This is a genomic window from Deltaproteobacteria bacterium (assembly GCA_005879535.1).
Taxonomy (GTDB): Bacteria; Myxococcota; Myxococcia; order Myxococcales; family 40CM-4-68-19; genus 40CM-4-68-19.
In genome coordinates this window covers 1-17208 of record VBKI01000049.1, presented here as the reverse complement: position 1 = coordinate 17208, position 17208 = coordinate 1, and the positions used below count along the sequence as shown (strand labels likewise).

At 64.5% G+C, this 17208-nt stretch carries 13 protein-coding genes, 2 tRNA genes and 1 pseudogene; 6 read left to right on the top strand and 10 right to left on the bottom strand.

The annotated features are described in order from the left end of the window. Window positions 1-77 precede the first annotated feature (77 nt). Window positions 78-611 carry a peptidoglycan-associated lipoprotein Pal gene (pal, locus tag E6J58_05705; protein ID TMB40268.1) on the top strand — a complete coding sequence of 178 codons (534 nt, stop codon included), beginning with the start codon at window positions 78-80 and terminating at the stop codon, window positions 609-611. On the opposite strand, the gene E6J58_05700 is transcribed toward pal, so the two are convergent. From E6J58_05700 to E6J58_05690, 3 genes are read right to left on the bottom strand one after another with little or no spacing between them, the layout of a single operon-like run. Next, on the bottom strand, window positions 595-1389 hold the full coding sequence (locus tag E6J58_05700; protein TMB40267.1) for an inositol monophosphatase: 795 nt from the start codon (window positions 1387-1389) through the stop codon (window positions 595-597). The two genes, pal and E6J58_05700, sit on opposite strands and share 17 nt — an antisense overlap. Then, a complete protein-coding gene (locus E6J58_05695) occupies window positions 1386-2792 on the bottom strand; it encodes a UDP-N-acetylmuramate dehydrogenase (protein TMB40266.1) in 1407 nt (468 codons plus the stop codon). Before E6J58_05695 ends, E6J58_05700 begins: the two co-directional genes overlap by 4 nt. 16 nt (window positions 2793-2808) lie before the next feature. Beyond that, window positions 2809-3717, bottom strand: a complete 909-nt coding sequence (locus E6J58_05690) for an LD-carboxypeptidase (GenBank protein ID TMB40265.1) — start codon at window positions 3715-3717, stop codon at window positions 2809-2811. A 35-nt stretch (window positions 3718-3752) separates the two neighbouring features. Between E6J58_05690 and E6J58_05685 the strand changes: the two genes are divergently transcribed. Next, window positions 3753-3828 (top strand) — tRNA-Asn (locus E6J58_05685). Here the strand turns inward: E6J58_05685 and E6J58_05680 are convergent. Both E6J58_05680 and E6J58_05675 read right to left on the bottom strand, forming a co-directional pair. After that, window positions 3787-4101 (bottom strand): hypothetical protein, encoded by a 315-nt coding sequence (locus E6J58_05680; GenBank protein TMB40307.1) that lies wholly within the window; start codon window positions 4099-4101, stop codon window positions 3787-3789. The genes E6J58_05685 and E6J58_05680 overlap by 42 nt on opposite strands. 9 nt (window positions 4102-4110) lie before the next feature. Further along, window positions 4111-6105, bottom strand: coding sequence for a hypothetical protein (locus E6J58_05675; GenBank protein TMB40264.1), 1995 nt, complete (start codon window positions 6103-6105; stop codon window positions 4111-4113). Between the two features lie 733 nt (window positions 6106-6838). Between E6J58_05675 and E6J58_05670 the strand changes: the two genes are divergently transcribed. Both E6J58_05670 and E6J58_05665 read left to right on the top strand, forming a co-directional pair. Continuing rightward, window positions 6839-7987, top strand: coding sequence for a right-handed parallel beta-helix repeat-containing protein (locus tag E6J58_05670; GenBank protein ID TMB40263.1), 1149 nt, complete (start codon window positions 6839-6841; stop codon window positions 7985-7987). Window positions 7988-8232: 245 nt separating this feature from the next. Further along, complete coding sequence (locus tag E6J58_05665; GenBank protein TMB40262.1) at window positions 8233-8730, top strand: deaminase; 498 nt, start codon at window positions 8233-8235, stop codon at window positions 8728-8730. A 1023-nt stretch (window positions 8731-9753) separates the two neighbouring features. Here the strand turns inward: E6J58_05665 and E6J58_05660 are convergent. Continuing rightward, the gene (locus E6J58_05660) at window positions 9754-9903 is read right to left on the bottom strand and encodes a lmo0937 family membrane protein (GenBank protein ID TMB40261.1); all 150 of its coding nucleotides are present in this window, start codon (window positions 9901-9903) and stop codon (window positions 9754-9756) included. Window positions 9904-10703: 800 nt separating this feature from the next. Continuing rightward, window positions 10704-12668 carry a hypothetical protein gene (locus E6J58_05655; protein TMB40260.1) on the bottom strand — a complete coding sequence of 655 codons (1965 nt, stop codon included), beginning with the start codon at window positions 12666-12668 and terminating at the stop codon, window positions 10704-10706. A gap of 918 nt (window positions 12669-13586) precedes the next feature. On the opposite strand from E6J58_05655, the gene E6J58_05650 reads away from it, so the two are divergent. Both E6J58_05650 and E6J58_05645 read left to right on the top strand, forming a co-directional pair. Then, complete coding sequence (locus tag E6J58_05650; protein ID TMB40259.1) at window positions 13587-13967, top strand: hypothetical protein; 381 nt, start codon at window positions 13587-13589, stop codon at window positions 13965-13967. Between the two features lie 195 nt (window positions 13968-14162). Then, window positions 14163-14241, top strand: a tRNA-Asn gene (locus E6J58_05645). A gap of 110 nt (window positions 14242-14351) precedes the next feature. On the opposite strand, the pseudogene E6J58_05640 reads toward E6J58_05645, so the two are convergent. The 3 genes and pseudogenes from E6J58_05640 to E6J58_05630 form a co-directional block, all read right to left on the bottom strand. Then, window positions 14352-14456 (bottom strand): annotated as a pseudogene (locus E6J58_05640) (transposase). Window positions 14457-15208: 752 nt separating this feature from the next. Then, the gene (locus E6J58_05635; protein TMB40258.1) at window positions 15209-15811 is read right to left on the bottom strand and encodes a hypothetical protein; all 603 of its coding nucleotides are present in this window, start codon (window positions 15809-15811) and stop codon (window positions 15209-15211) included. Between the two features lie 812 nt (window positions 15812-16623). Beyond that, the gene (locus E6J58_05630) at window positions 16624-16959 is read right to left on the bottom strand and encodes a hypothetical protein (GenBank protein TMB40257.1); all 336 of its coding nucleotides are present in this window, start codon (window positions 16957-16959) and stop codon (window positions 16624-16626) included. Window positions 16960-17208 lie beyond the last annotated feature (249 nt).

Genomic DNA, 17208 nt, shown 5'->3' with positions numbered 1-17208 from the left:
TTCGCTTGCGCGAAGGAGGGCGAGCGGGCATACGCCGGGCGCGCCCGCTGTTCTCGTCCAAACTCTGGAGGTACTGCATGAAGCTATCGGAGATCACCGGACATCTCGTCACTGTCGGCCTCGCCGGCCTCGTCGCCTGCTCCACCAACCAACCCACGCCGGACAACACCCTGGCGCAAGTGCAGCCGAAGCAGGAGGCGACGGCCGACACCAAGCCTACGCCGGCGGACCAGTACCGGGCGCAGGGACAGGCGGACCTGGACAAGGCGCTCGAGCAGCTCCGCAACGTCAGCGTCTTCTTCGAGTTCGACTCGGCGACGCTGACCAAGGACGCGCAGGAGAAGCTGACCGCCGTTGCCAACGTACTGACGGCGCATCCCGACCTGAAGGTCCGCATCGAGGGGAACTGCGACGAGCGCGGCTCCGGACAGTACAATCTCGCGCTCGGTCAGCGCCGCGCGGACGCCGCGAAGAAGTATCTCGCTACACTCGGTGTTCAGTCGCCCCAGATCACTGCCATCAGCTTCGGAGCAGAGAAGCCGAAGGCGACGGGTCACGACGAAGACGCCTGGAAACAGAACCGGCGCGACGACGTCACGGCACAGCGGTAGCCAACACCTCCAGCATCTTCGCGTGCAGCGCGGGCGGCGCGGCGACAATCTCGCCCCCCGCAAGCTGGTGTGACGAGCCGTCGAAGCGCGTGACGCGGCCGCCGGCTTCCTCCACCAGGAGCTGACCGGCGGCGACGTCCCAGGGCCGGAGGCCCATCTCCCAGAACCCGTCGAGCCGTCCGGCCGCGACCCAGGCCAGATCGATGGCCGCGCTGCCCAGCCGGCGCGAGCCGCGCGCCAGCTCGGTGAACTTGCCGAAGGCCGCGATCATCTGCGGAAGCTTGTCGCGGTCGCCGTACGGAAAGCCGGTGCAGACGACGGCCTCGACCAGCTCGCGGGCAGCGGAGACGCGCAAAGGGTGTGAACCGCGCGCCCTTCGGAGCTCCGCCCCGCCGCCGCGAAGGGCGGTGAAGAGCTCCTCTCGCATCGGATCCACGGTGCAGCCGGCGGCCACGCGGCCGTTTTCTTCCGCCGCGACGGTGCAGCAGAAGATCGGGATGCCGTGCGCGTAGTTGGTGGTGCCGTCGAGCGGATCGACGATGAAGCACACCTCGTTTCCGCCGTGCGCGCCGCTCTCTTCGGCGAGGATGCGCGTTCCGGGCGCTCGCTCGCGCAGGATGCGCAACACCGTCTCTTCGGAGGCCTTGTCGGCGTCGGTGACGAGGTCGGTGCGGCCCTTGAACCGGACGTCGCGCGGGCCTTCGTACAGATCGCGCAGCACGCGGGCGCCCGCCTCCGCCGCGGCGACGCAGATGTCCCGCAGCTCCACCGCGTTCATGCGCGCGTGCCCAGCGCCTCGAGCAGCTTGTCGTGCAGGCCGCCGAAGCCGCCGTTGGACATCGCCAACACGACGTCGCCCGAGCGCGTCTCCTTGGCCAGCGCCAGGACGATGGCATCGGGCGACTCCATCCAGCGTGCCCGGGTGCCGGCATCGGCGATGTCCTGCGCCATGCGCTTCGCGTCGATGCGCTCGTTCTCCGGCACCTTGGCGATGGCGGTCGGCTGGCTGATGATCGTCTCGTCCGCCCCGCGGAAGGCGTGCGCGTACTCCTCCTGATGGATCTTGCGCATGGCGGTGTTGCTGCGCGGCTCGAACACAGCGACGAGACGCCGCCCGGGATACTGCGCGAGCACGGCGGCGATGGTCTCCCGCACGGCGGTCGGGTGGTGCGCGAAGTCGTCGATCACCGCGACGCCCTTCACTTCGCCGCGCAGCTCCTGTCGTCGCTTGACTCCCCGGAAGCTGCGAAAGCCGGCCGCGATCTCGTCGGGCTTCAGCCCCAGCGCGCGGCAGGCAGCGTAGACGCCGAGCGCGTTCTCGACGTTGTGCCGGCCGGCGGCCGGCAGCGTCACGCGGATTTCGCTGTTGCCCTTGTAGTCCACTTCGAACGCGGCGCCGGCGGGTCCGAGGCTCACCCAGCGCGAGTGCCAGTCGGCGTCGATCGTTTCCTGCGCGCAGTAGCTCTCGACCTTGCACTTCGCGAACGAGGCGAGGCGCTTCCAGTTGGGAAAAGCGCTGCAGGCAGCGAGGTAGCCCTCCTGCGGCAAGAGCGGAAAGAACTTCTCGAATGCGCTCTCGTAGTGAGCCGTGTCCCGGTAGATGTCGGCGTGATCGAACTCGGCGCCGGTGAAGATCGCGGTGCGCGGCCGGTAATGGAGGAACTTGGGTCCCTTGTCGAAGTAAGCGGTGTCGTACTCGTCGCCCTCGATGACGAAGTGCTCGCCGCCTCCGAGGCGAAACCCTTCGTTGAAGTTCAAGGGAACTCCGCCGACGAGCATGCTCGGATCGCGGCCCGCATGCGTCAGCACCTGGGCGCAGATGGCGGTCGTGGTGGTCTTCCCATGGGTGCCGACGATGACCACCGGATGCTGCTTCGTCAGGAAGAGCTCCTCGAGCGCCTCGGGGAAACTCATGTGCGGAATGCCGACCCGCCGGACCGCCTTCGCCTCGACGTTGTCCGCCCGCAACACGTTGCCGACCACCGCCAGATTGATCTCCGCCCTTTTCAAGTTGTCCGCGGAGTACGGCGTGAAGACGCGGATCTTCCACTCCGCGAGCTTGTCGCTCATCGGCGGGTAGACGTTCTCGTCCGAGCCGGAAACTTCATGGCCGGCCTTCCTGAGAAGCCCGGCGAACGACCCCATTCCGGTGCCGGCGATGCCGAGCAGGTAGACGCGCATGCGGCGGCGGAGGGTATCAGCTTTGCGCGGCGGCAATCGGCGATTCCAGCGGAGTGAGCTGGCCCGCGCCGGCGTCCAGCGCGTGTGCGCAGCCGAAGGCGACAGGCTGGTTCCGGCCGGCGTGGCCGAAGGGCGCTCCGAAGACTACCGGGACCGCGAGGGAAGCGAGGCGCTCGGCTACGACTTCCTCGCGGCCAGCCGGGTCTTCCCCCGGCGCGAAGAGATCGCCGATGACAAAACCCTTCGCGCCCTCGAACGCGCCGCTGAGCAGGAGCTGCGTGAGCAGGCGGTCGAGCCGGTATGGAGGCTCGTTCAGATCCTCGAGAAGCACGAGGCAGCCTTTGAGTTGCGGCTGCAGCGGCGTGCCGCACATCGATGCGAGGCTCGCGAGATTGCCTCCACCCAGCGGTCCTTCGGCGCGGCCTTCGCGCGCGGCGCGCGCGTTCCACGAGAGCGGCCGCGTTGGCTCGCCGAAGAGAAGCTGCCGGAGCCGTTCCAGCGCGGTCGCATCCTCGCCGAGCTGCGTGCACATCGGCCCGTGGATCGACGGCACGCTCCTGCGGCGCCAGAGCTCGTGCAGGACCGTCGCGTCGCTGTAGCCGATGACGAGCTTGCGCGGAAACTTGCGCAGCTCGGTTGCGAAGCGGAGGAGGCCGTAGCCGCCGCGAGCGAGGATCAGCGCCTTGGCATCGCTGCGGAACGCCTCGTCGAGCTCGCGCTTGCGCCGCGCATCGTCTCCCGCGAGATGGCCCGTCCGGGAAAAGATCTCCTCCCGGAAGCGGGGCTGGAGGCCGATGCCGCGCAGCGCCTGGACGCCGCGCTCGAAGCGCTCGCGATCGAACCCGCTCGAGGGGGCGACGACGTCGATCGGGTCCCCTGGACGGAGCGCTTCCACGCCCGCAGTGTACCTTGACAGTGCTGGCACGTGCGGCTACAAACGCCGGCCTTCGCCGGCCCTGTTCCCCGATAGCTCAGCTGGCAGAGCAACGGACTGTTAATCCGTGGGTCGCTGGTTCGAACCCAGCTCGGGGAGCCAATTCTCCAGAGGCGAAGACCGAGACCTCCCGCGCTCACGCCGGACGATGCGCAGGCAAAACGAGTGAAAGGTGCTGACCGTGACCGCCTGCGCCGCCTCGCCGGCGAGCTTGCGCACGCGCTCCTTCATCTCCAGAGCGGCCTTGTTGGTGAACGTGACGGCGAGGATGGCGCGCGTCACTTGTCGCGACCGGACTCGCCGAGCTCGATATCGACGCGACCCTGAACGCAGCGGACGCCACGCTGCCGTTCCGGGTCGCAAAAACCGTCGAATTTCAGCGTATTACGGGCAGCTGACGATGTTGAGGGAGTCGTTCTTGTCGGGCGTGATGCGGCAGTGTGACGCCTGCTCGTACGCGTAGGCGAAGCCAATCAGTTTCGGCTCACTGAATGCCGGGCCTGAGAACGTCGCTCCAAACGGCGACCGCTTCGGGTGGAAGTTCGGATCGCCTGCGTCGATCGCGGTTTTATTCAGGTTGGGGAAGCGGCCGGCCGGCACGATCACGCTCGGGTACCCCGCGCGCGCTGGCGGGTTGGCGCCGAAGTTGGCGGGGAAGAGCACCGCGTCGTGCGGGTGGCTGGTGCAGCTCGCGAGCGGCTGCGTGATGACGTCCGTGCACGCTGCAGGGATCTGCCCGCTGGGAACGCCGTTGTAGAGAATATCGAGTCCACAGGTCCTGGTCAGGTGCAGATCGCGCGCGCGGTCGGCGTCGTAGTCGGGCTGGTCGACGCTCGGGCTGTTGTATGCATCGGAGCCGAGCGCGATGGCCTGGCCATACTTCAGCGCGACGTCGGCGTGGTCGGAGTTGAACTGGACGACGTCGTGAAGTGTGTTGATCGTGCGCACCGGGATGCTGGAGCTCGATGCGCTCACGCCCGGCCCGAAGCTCGGGTTCGCGAGGTACGCGTTGAGATCCCGCTTGAAGCCGAAGCCGAGTACGGACGTGCACGGCGCCGTTCCGGTCGGCCCTGCCGCCTCGCGGGCGGCCGTGTCGTCCGTAGTGAGGCAGCTGCTGAACGCGCTGAGGGCATCCTGGTCGGGAAGATTGCAGTCTTCGTCGAACGTCGCGCCCAGGTCAGTCATCCTGGCGATCGCCTGATTCATCAGTGCTCTGCGGGCCGGGCCGAGGATGTCGATCTGGTTCCCCTTGGAATCCAGGACGTACCAGTACCCCTTCTGCGGTACCGCGATGTGAGCGCCGGTGAGCGCGTTTTTGTCGAGGAACGGCGTGTAGTCGCTGAGGCACTTCCCGGGCGTCAGGCAGGCCTGGGTGGCGGAGTCGTTCGCGTCGAAGCCGGCGAGGACGCCGAGCAGCTTCGCGGCGTCGGTCACCGTCCGCGCCATCGGGCCGGCAGTGTCCTGGCCGGCGGTGATCGGCACGATGCCGTAGCGGCTGATGAGCCCGAGCGTGGGCTTGATGCCGACGATCATGTTCTGGCCGGACGGGCTGAGGATCGATCCCGACGTCTCGGTTCCGACGCCGACCGTCGCCAGGTTGTCGCCGACGGCGATGCCGGGACCGGAGCTCGATCCGCCGGTCTGCAGGACCGGACGGCCGTCGTTGAACGGCGCCGTCGTGCGCGGATCGATGCGCGGATCGTAGGAGTTGAATCCGTACCCGACCTTGGCGAGGTCTCCGCCCTGCTGGAAGAGCTGGAAGCGAAGCTGCGAGCTGAAGCCGGTGGGCATTCCGATGGCGATGAAGTTGGCGAACTCGGTCAGCGTGCCCTTGCCGAGGATGATCGCCCCGGCCGCGCGCAGTTTGCGAGCCACCGTCGAGTCGCTGGCCGGCTTCGATCCGCCCAGCGCGACCGAGCCCGCGGTCGTAGGCATGTCGAAAGTGGCCATGTTGTCCTTGATGATGACGGGGATGCCGAAGAGCGGCCCGACATTAGGGTTGAGCCTGCCCGCGTCGAGCAGAGCGTGCGGGTTGACGCGCATGTATGAGTTGAGCGGCTGGTCGCCCTGGCCGCCGTTGATCGGCTGCGGGCTGTTGGTGCGGTCGAACTGGCCGATCCGTATGAGGTACGCCCGGACCACGTCCTGCGGCGTGGCGGTACCAGCCTGATAGGCAGCCTCGATGTCGGCGATGGTCGTTTCGGCCACCGGGAACGAGTCGGCGCGAGCGCCGGCCGTCGCGAGGGCGGCCGCGGACGCGATCCACAAGTAGTCACGTCTCATGTGAGATGCTCCTCTGCGAGTGCCGGTGGGCGCAGTGACCACCGGCCGGGGCACCCTCGTTTCTGGCCGTGGGCGAGTCAAGACCCGAAGCGTCATCTGAAGAAACCGGGCGGAGACGAGGCTGCGTACGCTGCTGTGTCTGGTAACGGTGAGCGCCGCTATCGCTGAAGTTCTGGGTGAATCTCCAAGTTCGAGGTCCGCCCACTATGGGGAGCCAATTTTCCAGTCAGCCGCGTTGCGCGTTGTGCACTCGAGAACCAGGTTGCGTCGTGAGGGCATTCCCATGCGGGTATCGGTGTGTGTCGTCGTGGCCGCAGTCGTCATTTCCTGCGGTGGCACGTCGGGCGGTGGATCGCAGGACGCCGGCATTCCGATGGTGGCGGTCACGATTACGGTCGCCGGTCCCGGATCTGTAAAGGTTCCTGGAATCGATTGTCGATCGAGCTGCAGGACGACACTGCCGCAGGGAACGTCTTTGCACATCGAGGCTGCGCCGGATCCGGGCGCTCGCTTCTCCGGCTGGTCCGGTGCCTGCAGCGGCGTCGGCGCTTGCGATGTCGTCGTGGCCCAGGACGTGACAGTGAGTGCCGCGTTTGCCGCAATTTCGCCCCCTCAGCGCGTCACACTGTCCGTCACCGTCTCGGGCTCCGGCCATGTGACGTCCGCGCCGGCAGGTATCGCCTGTCCCGCCAATTGCTCCGCGGCGTTCGATGTCGGCAGCGGGGTGCAACTCACAGCCACTGCTGACAGTAGCTTCGCCTTCGCCGGCTGGAGCGGCGCCTGCGCTGGTCAGGGAACGTGTGCCGTCACGATGACAGCGGATCAGACTGTGGGCGCTTCATTCGCCGTCACGAGCGTAATCACGAGCTGCAGGCCGATTACCGCCCCCGGCACTTACGCCGTCACTGGCCAGATCTCCTCGTCGGACACTTGCCTCGACATCCACGACACCCACGGCGTGACCATCGATTGCGGCGGACAGACCGTCGGCGGATCACCGGCGCTGGTCATGACCAACGTCGACGGATTCTCCATCAAGAACTGCCACTTCGTCCCCACGGCCAGCTTCTACCTGGCGAACCTGCTCCATGTCAGCAACGGAACCTTCCAGCACGACACGTTTGGCAGCGCGCCCGTAAACGTCGTGCATGCGGCCGATGTCCGCATCGACCAGAACACGTTCAATGCGTCGTACTGGCAATCCTATTCACATCGGGTGGTGCTCTCGTCCAACACGCTCGTCAGCTCGGCGCGCGGGTCGGCATTCGCCGGGGCGATGATCGGCAGCACTTTCGGGAGCGACAATCAGTTCGTCGGCAACGTGATGGACGGAAAATGGGCCGGCTCGGGCCAGACGGAGACCGACGACGGCGTCGTGATCGGCGATGAAAGCGGCGACGTCGTGTCGGGAAACACCATATCCAACGTCTTCGATTGCGGCATCGAGACCACCGGAGTGATCGCGAACGCGACGATCAGCAACAACAACATCACCCGGACGGGCTTCTGCGGAATCGGCGGGTGGTACTGGAACAGTCTCAAGGCGAGCACCATCTCGGGCAACGTCGCCACGGGCGTCCCGCGCCTCTTTCACTTTTTCCGCATCTTCGGATTGCGGCCGGCCAGATTCGACTCCCTGCACGAGATGCCCGCGGACGCTGCCGTGTATTTCAACGACAACGTCTTCGACGGCAATCGCCTCGTCAATCCGTCGACGCAGGCCACCTCGTCATCGATCATCCGCGTGTACGACCAGCTTGACTACAGCGGCTCGGTCAGCAGCGTCATCCCCGGCGAGCGGGCCCCCGGGTCATCGGACTTCATCCTCTCCAACAACATCTTCCGCAACAACGACTTCGGCCACACGCTCCTCGCTCCGGACTTTGGAGCGCCTGTCGTCCCGGGATTGGTCATCGATGGCGGCGGCAACATCTGCAACGTTAGCGGCGGCGTCCCGTATCCGCTCGCTTGTCAGTGATTGCGGTTACGCCGCGGGCGGCTTGCCGACGCGATCTTCTAGCGAGCGCTCAGCTCGCGAAAGCTGCGCACGCGGGCCTTCCGGACCGCGACGCCGCCCGGGCGCATCAGGAAACGTGGACCGGCATGCTCGAGCGGGCTTGCGCCCGGGTCAGTCATTCCAGGAGCTGCGATTCGGGAGTACTTTCCGCCTAGCTCCGATACTCGATCAACGTCACCCTCGACGGCTGCTGCGATCACCGGGTGATGATCGCGGACGAAGAGTTGCATCGCCATGCCGTCGCCAACCTGGAGCGAGCCGATGCCCTGCTCTTTGGCCGGGTGACCTACGAGATGATGGAGGCGGCGTGGCGGCCGTCGGCGCGGACGGGAGCGCGGCCTGATTGGATGGTCCCCTTCGCCCAGAAGATCGCCGGGGCAAAGAAGTACGTCGTGTCGGGCACCCTGGACCGGGTCGATTGGAACGCTGAGCTCGTGCGGGGGGACCTGGGGAAAGCCGTTGAGCAGCTCAAGCGGGAGCCGGGCAAAGGGCTGTTCGTGGGAGGCCTGAAGCTCCCGCTGGCCTTGGCGGATCTGGGATTGATCGATGAGTACGAGTTTGTCGTCCAGCCCATCCTGGCGGGCCACGGGCCGACGTTGTTCGCCGGCTTGAGCGAGCGGCTCGATCTGAGGCTGGTGGGCCGCCATGAGTTCCGGTCGGGGGCGGTGGTTCTGCGTTACCAGCCCACTCGAGTCACAGCTTGAAGATTTCGGTTTCCTGCGTGAACACCGCTTTCCACTCTCCGTCCCCTGCGCAGCGGAGGGTAGTGCCCTCCCGGCGCGCTCTGCTGGGCTTGGTGCCGAGGAAGGCAGGCGGAGGGCGAGGCGACAGAAGTTCGCTATCCGTCCTTTCGCCTTCGTCCCTCATGGCTGCGGGCAATTGAGCAGTGGCCGCAGGCGAGAGGCCGAACTCACGCCGTGTGATCGCGCAAGTACTCAATGCTACCCGGCAGGTCGCGGATCATCCGAAGCAAAATGTCCATCGCCGCAGTCTGAACGTTCCTCCCTGATTCCCACCGGGACACTGTGTTCGCACCCAGCCGGAGCAGGTGCAGAGGCGGCTGTCGCGCGAGCACCTTCGCCAACTGCTCGGCACGATCCCCGAAGGCCACGCCAATCGCGTCGCCTTCATGCTCGCGACTTCAGCCAAATGGGCCGCTCGGAGCGGGCGCAGCGCTCCGACGTGTCCGACGACCGGAAGTTCGTCCTCGTGCCCGGGACCGAGCCGCCGAGCCGCTGGCGCACCGTCCCGATCGTCAGCGGGGATCAGGGTCGCGTCGGATGTTCTGCCACGCCTCGAAGAGCGCACCGGCCGCCGATGCTTTCGCGTGCTGCAGGGCATACTCGAGCAGCGTTGCCTGCGCGAGGCATGCCGCAGGGTGGGTATGGCTAGTGTGCTCTTCGTCGGTTTGGGTTCACGTTCTAGGACGTCCAGTGGCCCACGAGAGAGACGTAGCAGTACTCGGACACGGAAGCGTTGGCGAAGTCGCGGAAAAATTCCACGGTGACGAGACGTTCCAAGGGTATGCCTGAGCAATCGCCGCGCCACTGAGTTCCCACTGCAAGCTCCAGCAGAAGTAGGCATCGGAATGCACGTCACAGTGGCGCCGCAGCGCCCCGCATCGCAGCGACGGCCACGCTGCAGGCATTGCGTCGCGCGGCCCCAGCTAGCGGTCATACGAAAGCTCCTGAATCGAAGAGGGTCGACTGCGGCAGCGGAACCTACAGTCAGACGCCGCGGCGACTCTGAACTAGCCGGATGACGAGGACGACCAACGCCAGGACCAGCAGGATGTGAAGCAATCCACCCATCGTATGGGAAGTGAACAATCCCACTACCCACAACACCAAGAGAAGCACCGCCAGGGTCCACAACATTGCGCCACCTCGCTTTCTCGACGAGACACGCTCCCGTGCCGCAGAATCGCCGCCCCCGATTGGGCATTCGACGGCAGCGGCGTCACGACTGTGCTGAACAGCGCCTATCTGTCACTACTCTCTTTTGTTCCAACTTTCTTCTTGACCGCGAGGGTCTCGCGCAGCATTGGCAGGATCGGTCCTTGGGACGGCCGCGCCTTGTTTTGAGCGGATCTTCCTGTGTGATAGCTGCGCCCATCTTGGGAAGATCAGGACGAGGGGAACGGCGCCACGAACCTCCAGGTTCGAGCGCCGCCCGCTACGGGGAGCCAATTTCAAGGGGTTGGGTCGTCGATGACACCCGGACCGTCAGTCCGTGGGTCGCCACCAGCAATCGAGCTTCGGAGAGCAAATCTCGCTGACTTACGCGCGGCGTAGTGTCCACCGCGTTTCACGGAAGGTCGACGCTCCGGTGCCCGTCTGCTGAGATCCTGGTGAAGTGCTCAGTCGCTTTCGATGCGCTGGGAGACCGCATGCCAGCCCAGCCGGCCATACACGGGCTCGACCATCCTTGGTCTTGGGCGAGTCCGATCCGGAGATCCCGATCAAGGGAAGTGAGCTCGACCTGTTCCTTCGTTGTCGAGTCGAAGTGATCGTTACGTTCAAAGCGATGCGTCACTTCGTTCGTGCGAATTCCGCGGTCAGCGGACCGGGGCTGTCCATACCCCCAGTGTACCGTCCCTACTTCGAACGGATGCATCACGATTGCACCAGTGCATGCGCGGCAGCCTCCGCTTCCCAGTGAGCGTTTGACTATCGGCTCAGCGTAGCTGAGCCACTCGGTATGTCGCCACGTTGTGGCCCCAGGCGATCCAGCCCAGACCCGACGGCGATTCGTACACGGTAGGCAAGATCGCGGATCCGGCCTGGAGCCCCGGCGGCTGGATGCGCTGCCAGGTGCCTCCGTCCCAGCGCGCCGCCATGCCATACGCCGTCGCGACAGGACGACCCCGCTGGAAGACGCGAAGCGACCGAACGTCACTGAATGGGCTCCGGATTGAGCTCCAAGACGTTGCGTCCCAATGCATCATGACGTCGCCGCCCCCAGCGACCCAGACGTCGTCTGGCGCAGTGCCGGCCACGTAACGCAGGATGTCGAGATAGTAGTCGGTGCGCGGCTTCCAGCCTGTTTCCACTTCGTTCCATGATGCTCCGTCGTAGTGAAGCAAGGCGGAGCGCTCCTGGGAGGGGTAGAAACGGACGACCCACGCGTCCTGCGAACTGCTGGCCCAGATGGACATCGCGCCGCCGGCGAGCATCGTTCGCCACGCCGAGCCGTCGTAGTGCCAGACGTCTCCGCAGGCGACGGCCCAGACGTCGTCGGACCGGGTGGCGACCACCCCTGTTCCCGGTGCGTTCCCCGGGGCACACGGAAGGATTTCTCGCAGCATCCAGGTGCCGTTCCAATGGAACAGTCCGGTCAAGGTCGTCTGCGCTCCCACCGCCCAAGCGTCGTCAGAACTGATGGCGCCGATCGCGCCTAGCCATCCGGCGAAATCCATGCGTTGCCAGCGCCCAGCCGCCCGGCGCAAGACCGTGTTCGCCGTCGACGCCCACAAGCCGTCCGGCGAGCCGTCGCTGGTCAGGTCGGAAACGTAGAATGGACGGACGACCACGTCCTGGCCAGCGGCGGCCCGGGAGAGATCGAGGTCCGGCTGCAACAGGTTGTGAGTGACCCGTTCGAATCCGGTCGCGGTGCGCCGCGCGATGGCGCCGTCGATGCCGAAGGCCCACAAATCGTTGCCGGACGAAAGCCCGAGCATGTCGACGGCGCTGATCTCGGGGACGAAGCCCAGCGCGTCGTCCCAGCGCGTGATGGCGGGACCGAGCAGGCCGAAGCTCATGATCCATGAAGACCCGTCCGCGAAGACCCTGGGGAGATCGCTCATCCATTGTCCATTCGCCGTGGTCAGAGACACCGGCGACCAACCGTCGCTCATCCGCCGCGAGAGGTGCGCAACGTTCCCGTCTTCCCAGCGGATGGACCACAAATCATTGGCTGGCTCCGTTCCGGCGGTCTGCCATTGTGAGGCATCGGTCCACGAGGACGTCGGAGCGCCCAGTTGGAAGGAGCCGGTGAACGGCCCGTGTTCGTAATACATCCACTGGTACGAGCCAGAGAGCGCGACGTGGCTCTCGTCGACCCAGAGGTACATCCGGGTGACGTCGGTCCCTTCGTACTGCTTGAAGCCGGTCGATTCGGTCCAGGCCTGGCCGTCCCATCGCAGGACGAACGGGATCAAACGGTAGCCGTCCTTCAGGCGCGCGCCCGCGGCCCAGACGTGGCCGTCGGCGCTGCCGGCGAGCGCGAGGACCTTGGCGCCCGCCTCCGACCACGCGACCGTCCACTCGTGGCCGTCGTAGCGCAACAAGGCCGAATGGACGTCCCAATCCCCATGCGCGAAGTCGCGCAGCGGGCCGAGTTGCTGCACGGCAAACCAGCCGTTCTCCACCGAGATGCCCCAGGCGACGGCGTGGATCGCGACGCCCCACGTCGCGAGCGGCGCCGTCACGGCTTCGAAGCCGGAAGGAGTGCGATGGAGCAACCGGACGGCATCTCCGACGGGGACCGCCGGAATGAACCACGCCTCGTCCGCCGATGGAGACCACGCCGCCGCGATCTCGAATCCCCAGGGAAGCGGGTTCTCCCAGGTAAACCCATCGATCGTCAGGCCCGATGGAGCATCAGGTGAATCGCACAGGACGGAAAGGCGCGCTTGCGGCATGCCTCCATCGGCAGGGTTGGCGGTGGTACCTGCGTCGGCAGACGGGCTCGTGTCGGGAGTCGAGGCATCGACCGGTGCGCGCGGCGTCTGGTCACCGGAGACTGGAGCCTGCGGCGGCGTAACGCGGCCAGGTCCGCAGGCGACACCGAACGCGACTGCAGTCAATAGAAAGCGCGACCCCCCCATGGGCGAGTACGATGGTCATCCGGAGCGACCCTGGCAGCCGACGCCCGAGGATCGCGCGCCTCGATCATGTGAAATCGAACACATGTCGGCGTGTATCCGCAGCCGTCCAGAACGTGGGCCGAACGAGCTCGATTCAGCCCTTGCGTTGCTCGTCGCGAGACGTGAAGTCGGCGATTTCCCGCGAGCACCGACTGAGGTGTAGACAGCGCACCGGACCAGAACGCGTTCCACCCGCTGAAGCGTCATCTTCGATGCTTGCGTCGCGGCGGTAGACGATCTATATTGATCGTTCCGATGGTGCGAAAGCGGCAGAAACCGGCGGGAACCCGGCAGCGGGCGCTGAGCGGCGGGCGGAAGCGCGTCCTCGTGGTTCTGTTCGTCCCGAGCGTCGAGCGGGACGGGGCGACGCCAATCGACCAGGCGCGCTGGGTAGATGCGGCGCTCGAGATGCTCGGCCGTGTGTTCGGCGGCGCCACCGCTTACCCCAAGGCGAAGGGGGTTGGCGGGACGACGAGCGAGGCGACGTCCTGGTCAAGGACGAGCCGGTCGTGGTCCACTGCTATACGACGCCCGCCGACATCCATGACGACCGCAATCTGGCCGATCTCGGAAGCTTCTGCCGCAAGATGGGACGCGAGGCTCGCCAGGGAGAAATTGGCCTCGTGATCGGTGACGAATACTTCGCCATCCGCGACTTCGGAGAGGAGTAGGACGATGAAGATGCAGCTCAACATGGACAAGATCGCCAGCGGGCTGGGCGCCGAGCGACAGGGCAGGGTTGCTGCCACCGGCGGCTATTTCGGCGCGATGCAGCTTCTGGCCGACATCGAAGCCCGTTTCCGCGTGCCGCCCGGCGGGGGGAGGCCTACGGACCCCGCCTGGACTGAGCGCCGTCTCGTGCCGCTCGCGCCGCGGACCCTGAAGAAGCTCGAAGAGATCGCGGCGAAGGTCCGCAAGCACGGCGGTGCCAACCTCGAACCGATGCAGCTCGCGGCCCTCTTGATCGAGAAGACGACCGAGAGCTCAGCGAGGAGGCCGCCGAAAACCTCGTGCGTCCAAAGCGACGCGCGAGGCGCTGAGCGAGGTCCGCTCGAGTTGCGAACGATACGCTAAGAGAACGTTCGCCATTTGGACCAAAGGGTAGCGAAGACCGTACCGAAGGAGTCCTTGCGCGAGCCAGCTTCGTCCCGCTCAGGCCGTCGAAGGTCCGGCTTCACGCGGACCGCCTCCGCAACTGTGGTGAAGCTCGCCCTTACTCACTGCTGAGAATGTGCTGAGGTGTGTTGTCTCAGATGCCGCATTCGGTTGTCGTCTCGCGGAGTTGGCCACCCTTCGCCGCGTACTGTTAATCCGTGGGTCGCTGGTTCGAACCCAGCTCGGGGAGCCACTCCTCTGGTCCAGTAGAACATCTGCTGCGCGCGCTTAACACAGGCGCGTGGACGCGCTTCCTGCCCAAGCGGCTCGTTTGAGCTTGCCCCGATTTGGTGGACAGGTTGATTACGCTGCTGCCTGCTCCATCCCTGCTGCCCTCTCGAACTCGCCTGGGCTCATGTACCCCAGCGTCGAGTGCCTGCGCTCCTGGTTGTAGAATACCTCGACGTAGTGGCCAACTGGACTCGGGGTCGCGTTGGGATAATACGTCTCACGCGAATTAATATACCGACCAGACCCGATATGGCCTAATTTGGTACCCATTCGGTACTGAACCGGGCCCTATTGGTACCTTTACGCAAGACTTCGGGCCTTCACGTTGCAACCGAGGCGCAGCCGGATACGAGCGAAATCCGTGTTACATGGGCGGATATCGCGGAATCACGTCGGTTGCGACCTCGCCAAAAACCCCGGGATCCGCGTCGCACAAGTAACTGCGGGCACCCGCTGTTACTCCTGCTCCCACAACGGCGTCATCTCCATGGTGCTTCAAGTACCAGGCTCGCGCGATCGCTGCGACGAAGAAGCCCAAGAAGCGAGAACTCCGGGTTAAGTCCCAATACACTACGTAACCGAATCTGCAACGCCGGTTGAGGCACTACGACTTCCGGCAGCCCACCCACGTTGTTGCCTACGCGCTCGGCCGCACGGAACATGACGCCAGTACTGTCTTGGAGTTCACCAACACTGAGGAATCGTCCAGCGTTCGCGTCTGGAAGGCCAGCCAAATTTCTGTACCCAATTACGTTCCTAGGATCAACAGTCGTCCACGACCTGCCCCACGGCCCGGCACCTTTCTTCGACCGCCTCGACTGACTGTTCGCCGGGTTCGAGATGATCGGATCGACACTCAGGAATCTGCCGAGCCGATAGTCGTACACACGGCCGTTCATGTGGATGAGATACGTTTATACATGGCGCCCCTACTTCCTTACGTATCCCGAGTAGAGAACTGCGACAGTTGTGTGAACCTTGTCCCGCTTCTCTACCTGTAGTGAAACGGCGTCATCAGAACCAACCCAAAGCGAGATAGCGCCGTCAGACCGCCGCGGTTTTCCATACCTCTTCGTAAAGAACCGCCGCAGAATTCCGACAATTTTGGCAGCCTCGGGGTTGAACGGCGGAGGAACGTCGAGCGTTCTTAGGTTGACGGCAGACCCGCGTCTCGGAAACAACTCCGACACCGCAAACAAGCGGCCTTCGTCCACAAACGAAAAGACGACGACAGTTCTTAGCCCAGCAACTCTGCCCGCGATCACATAGGTTACTCCGCCCTCAGGGGTGCCTTCGGCGATTTCACCGTCGGGATATAGTTGCTGAACCTGGGTAAGGGGCATTCCCCACTGTGTAGTAGCATATCCAGCTCGCGACGCAGGAGGGAGTGTCACGGCGATGAGAAGCACCACCAAGGCTTTTCGATTGCCCTGGTCGAGCAAAAGCAAGTGCACGATTTCGCCTCCGCGTCGTCGTCGAATCATCGTCGCCAAATTCTCCCATCTGCGGGCGTTCGCCGCACCGCTACCCATTTACCGTCCTCTACTCGCCACACGCAAACGGCACGTTCGCCGAAAATCGCCGCGACTGTGGTGCACCGTCAACTCGAGCCGCGATCGTCAACCGCTTACACATGCTTGGGTAGACGATGATCGGAACTGAAATGTTATGCTTCTTCGAAAAGAAATTTTTGAGTGGCACTCTGTGCTGACTGACGGACCGCGTGTCCTCTCGTATTTCGACAGCGAGAACAAGTGAGTCAGGAGGACGTGTGAAATTCGGCCCTTCGAGCTCTACGACGACGAGCACGGAACTGGAGGGCCCCATCTCGTCACTTGTGCCAATGACAGTGTTCCATAAATCGACCGTGCCAGAGGCAATGTCGCGTTCGCCGAACGATCTCTTGTCCTGGTAATACAAGTATGCTCGGATGGCGCGTACGTTATACGACAATTGCGGGTCCTCTCGGCCGGTTTCTTTGCCGGCGGCATCCGGTTTGCCAGCCCCAATTGCGAGTAGCGCCGCTAGAGCGAACACGGTCAACACAACTGGTCGAGATCTTGTCTCTCCAACCACGTTCGGCCCCCGTTCACTTTCCGGTATACACGTCTTTTCCTGCCCACGTGGACGAGTACCGGGAGACCGTCGAGCCCGTCGCGGCGTATAGGACGAAGTGCGTGCTCGAATCGCTAACCCCGACGACATCCGTAAGCCCACCTTGTGGCGAACCCGGAATCAGAACAAGCGTTGAAGGGTTGGGTGATCAAATTTGCGCGCATACCACTCCTCGCGGGCTCGCCCCATCGTTGCAACCACGTTGCGCTGCAACGTGGCTGTAAGGCGGCTACATCACCGATGATATGAGCGGATGCAACACATTGCGACCCCGCTGAAAACCCCGGGATCCGCGTCGCACAAGTAACTGCGGGCACCGGCCGTTACATCGCGAAGATCCCTGCGCGGCGCCATGGTCACCTCCGCTTGGGAAACCCATAAAATTCGGGATTCGCGAACAACGCATCAGGGGTCTCAAGGGCCTCGTCGGGACTTCAACTTTCTGGAGGAGATTCAACACGGCTTCCTTATCCCACCTCATAACGGCCGCATCAAAGTCGTCGAGAAGGCCTGCTGCGAAGAGACGCTCGTTGACAGTCATGCCACTGTAGTTCTGGTCAGGCATCGGACCAGCTTACAATCCTTCGGGTCTGCAGAGAAGAGGCCGTCGTCATGTCACGGCGCAGCTCCATAAAAAGAGCGGCAGACCTTACTCAATCGACCCTCGAGATGACCACAGCACGAGTGACGCTGATAAGGAGCTGAAGCTCAGAACGTTCGTACTCCACAAAGGGCAGCACCTGCCCGCCTTCGGGTTTGTCCGCGCGGGACCACACTCAACGCTTGTAGTAGATCCGTTTGCACTGCTCGGTCG

Excerpts from the sequence above, each read along its gene's own strand:
- E6J58_05650 (TMB40259.1), top strand. The coding sequence starts at position 13,587 with ATGGACAAGATCGCCAGCGGGCTGGGCGCCGAGCGACAGGGCAGGGTT.
- E6J58_05665 (TMB40262.1), top strand. The coding sequence starts at position 8,233 with ATGATCGCGGACGAAGAGTTGCATCGCCATGCCGTCGCCAACCTGGAG.
- E6J58_05695 (TMB40266.1), bottom strand. The coding sequence starts at position 2,792 with ATGCGCGTCTACCTGCTCGGCATCGCCGGCACCGGAATGGGGTCGTTC.
- E6J58_05700 (TMB40267.1), bottom strand. The coding sequence starts at position 1,389 with ATGAACGCGGTGGAGCTGCGGGACATCTGCGTCGCCGCGGCGGAGGCG.
- E6J58_05675 (TMB40264.1), bottom strand. The coding sequence starts at position 6,105 with ATGACGCTTCGGGTCTTGACTCGCCCACGGCCAGAAACGAGGGTGCCC.
- E6J58_05660 (TMB40261.1), bottom strand. The coding sequence starts at position 9,903 with ATGTTGTGGACCCTGGCGGTGCTTCTCTTGGTGTTGTGGGTAGTGGGA.
- E6J58_05655 (TMB40260.1), bottom strand. The coding sequence starts at position 12,668 with ATGCCGCAAGCGCGCCTTTCCGTCCTGTGCGATTCACCTGATGCTCCA.
- E6J58_05630 (TMB40257.1), bottom strand. The coding sequence starts at position 16,959 with ATGCCTGACCAGAACTACAGTGGCATGACTGTCAACGAGCGTCTCTTC.
- pal (TMB40268.1), top strand. The coding sequence starts at position 78 with ATGAAGCTATCGGAGATCACCGGACATCTCGTCACTGTCGGCCTCGCC.
- E6J58_05635 (TMB40258.1), bottom strand. The coding sequence starts at position 15,811 with ATGGGTAGCGGTGCGGCGAACGCCCGCAGATGGGAGAATTTGGCGACG.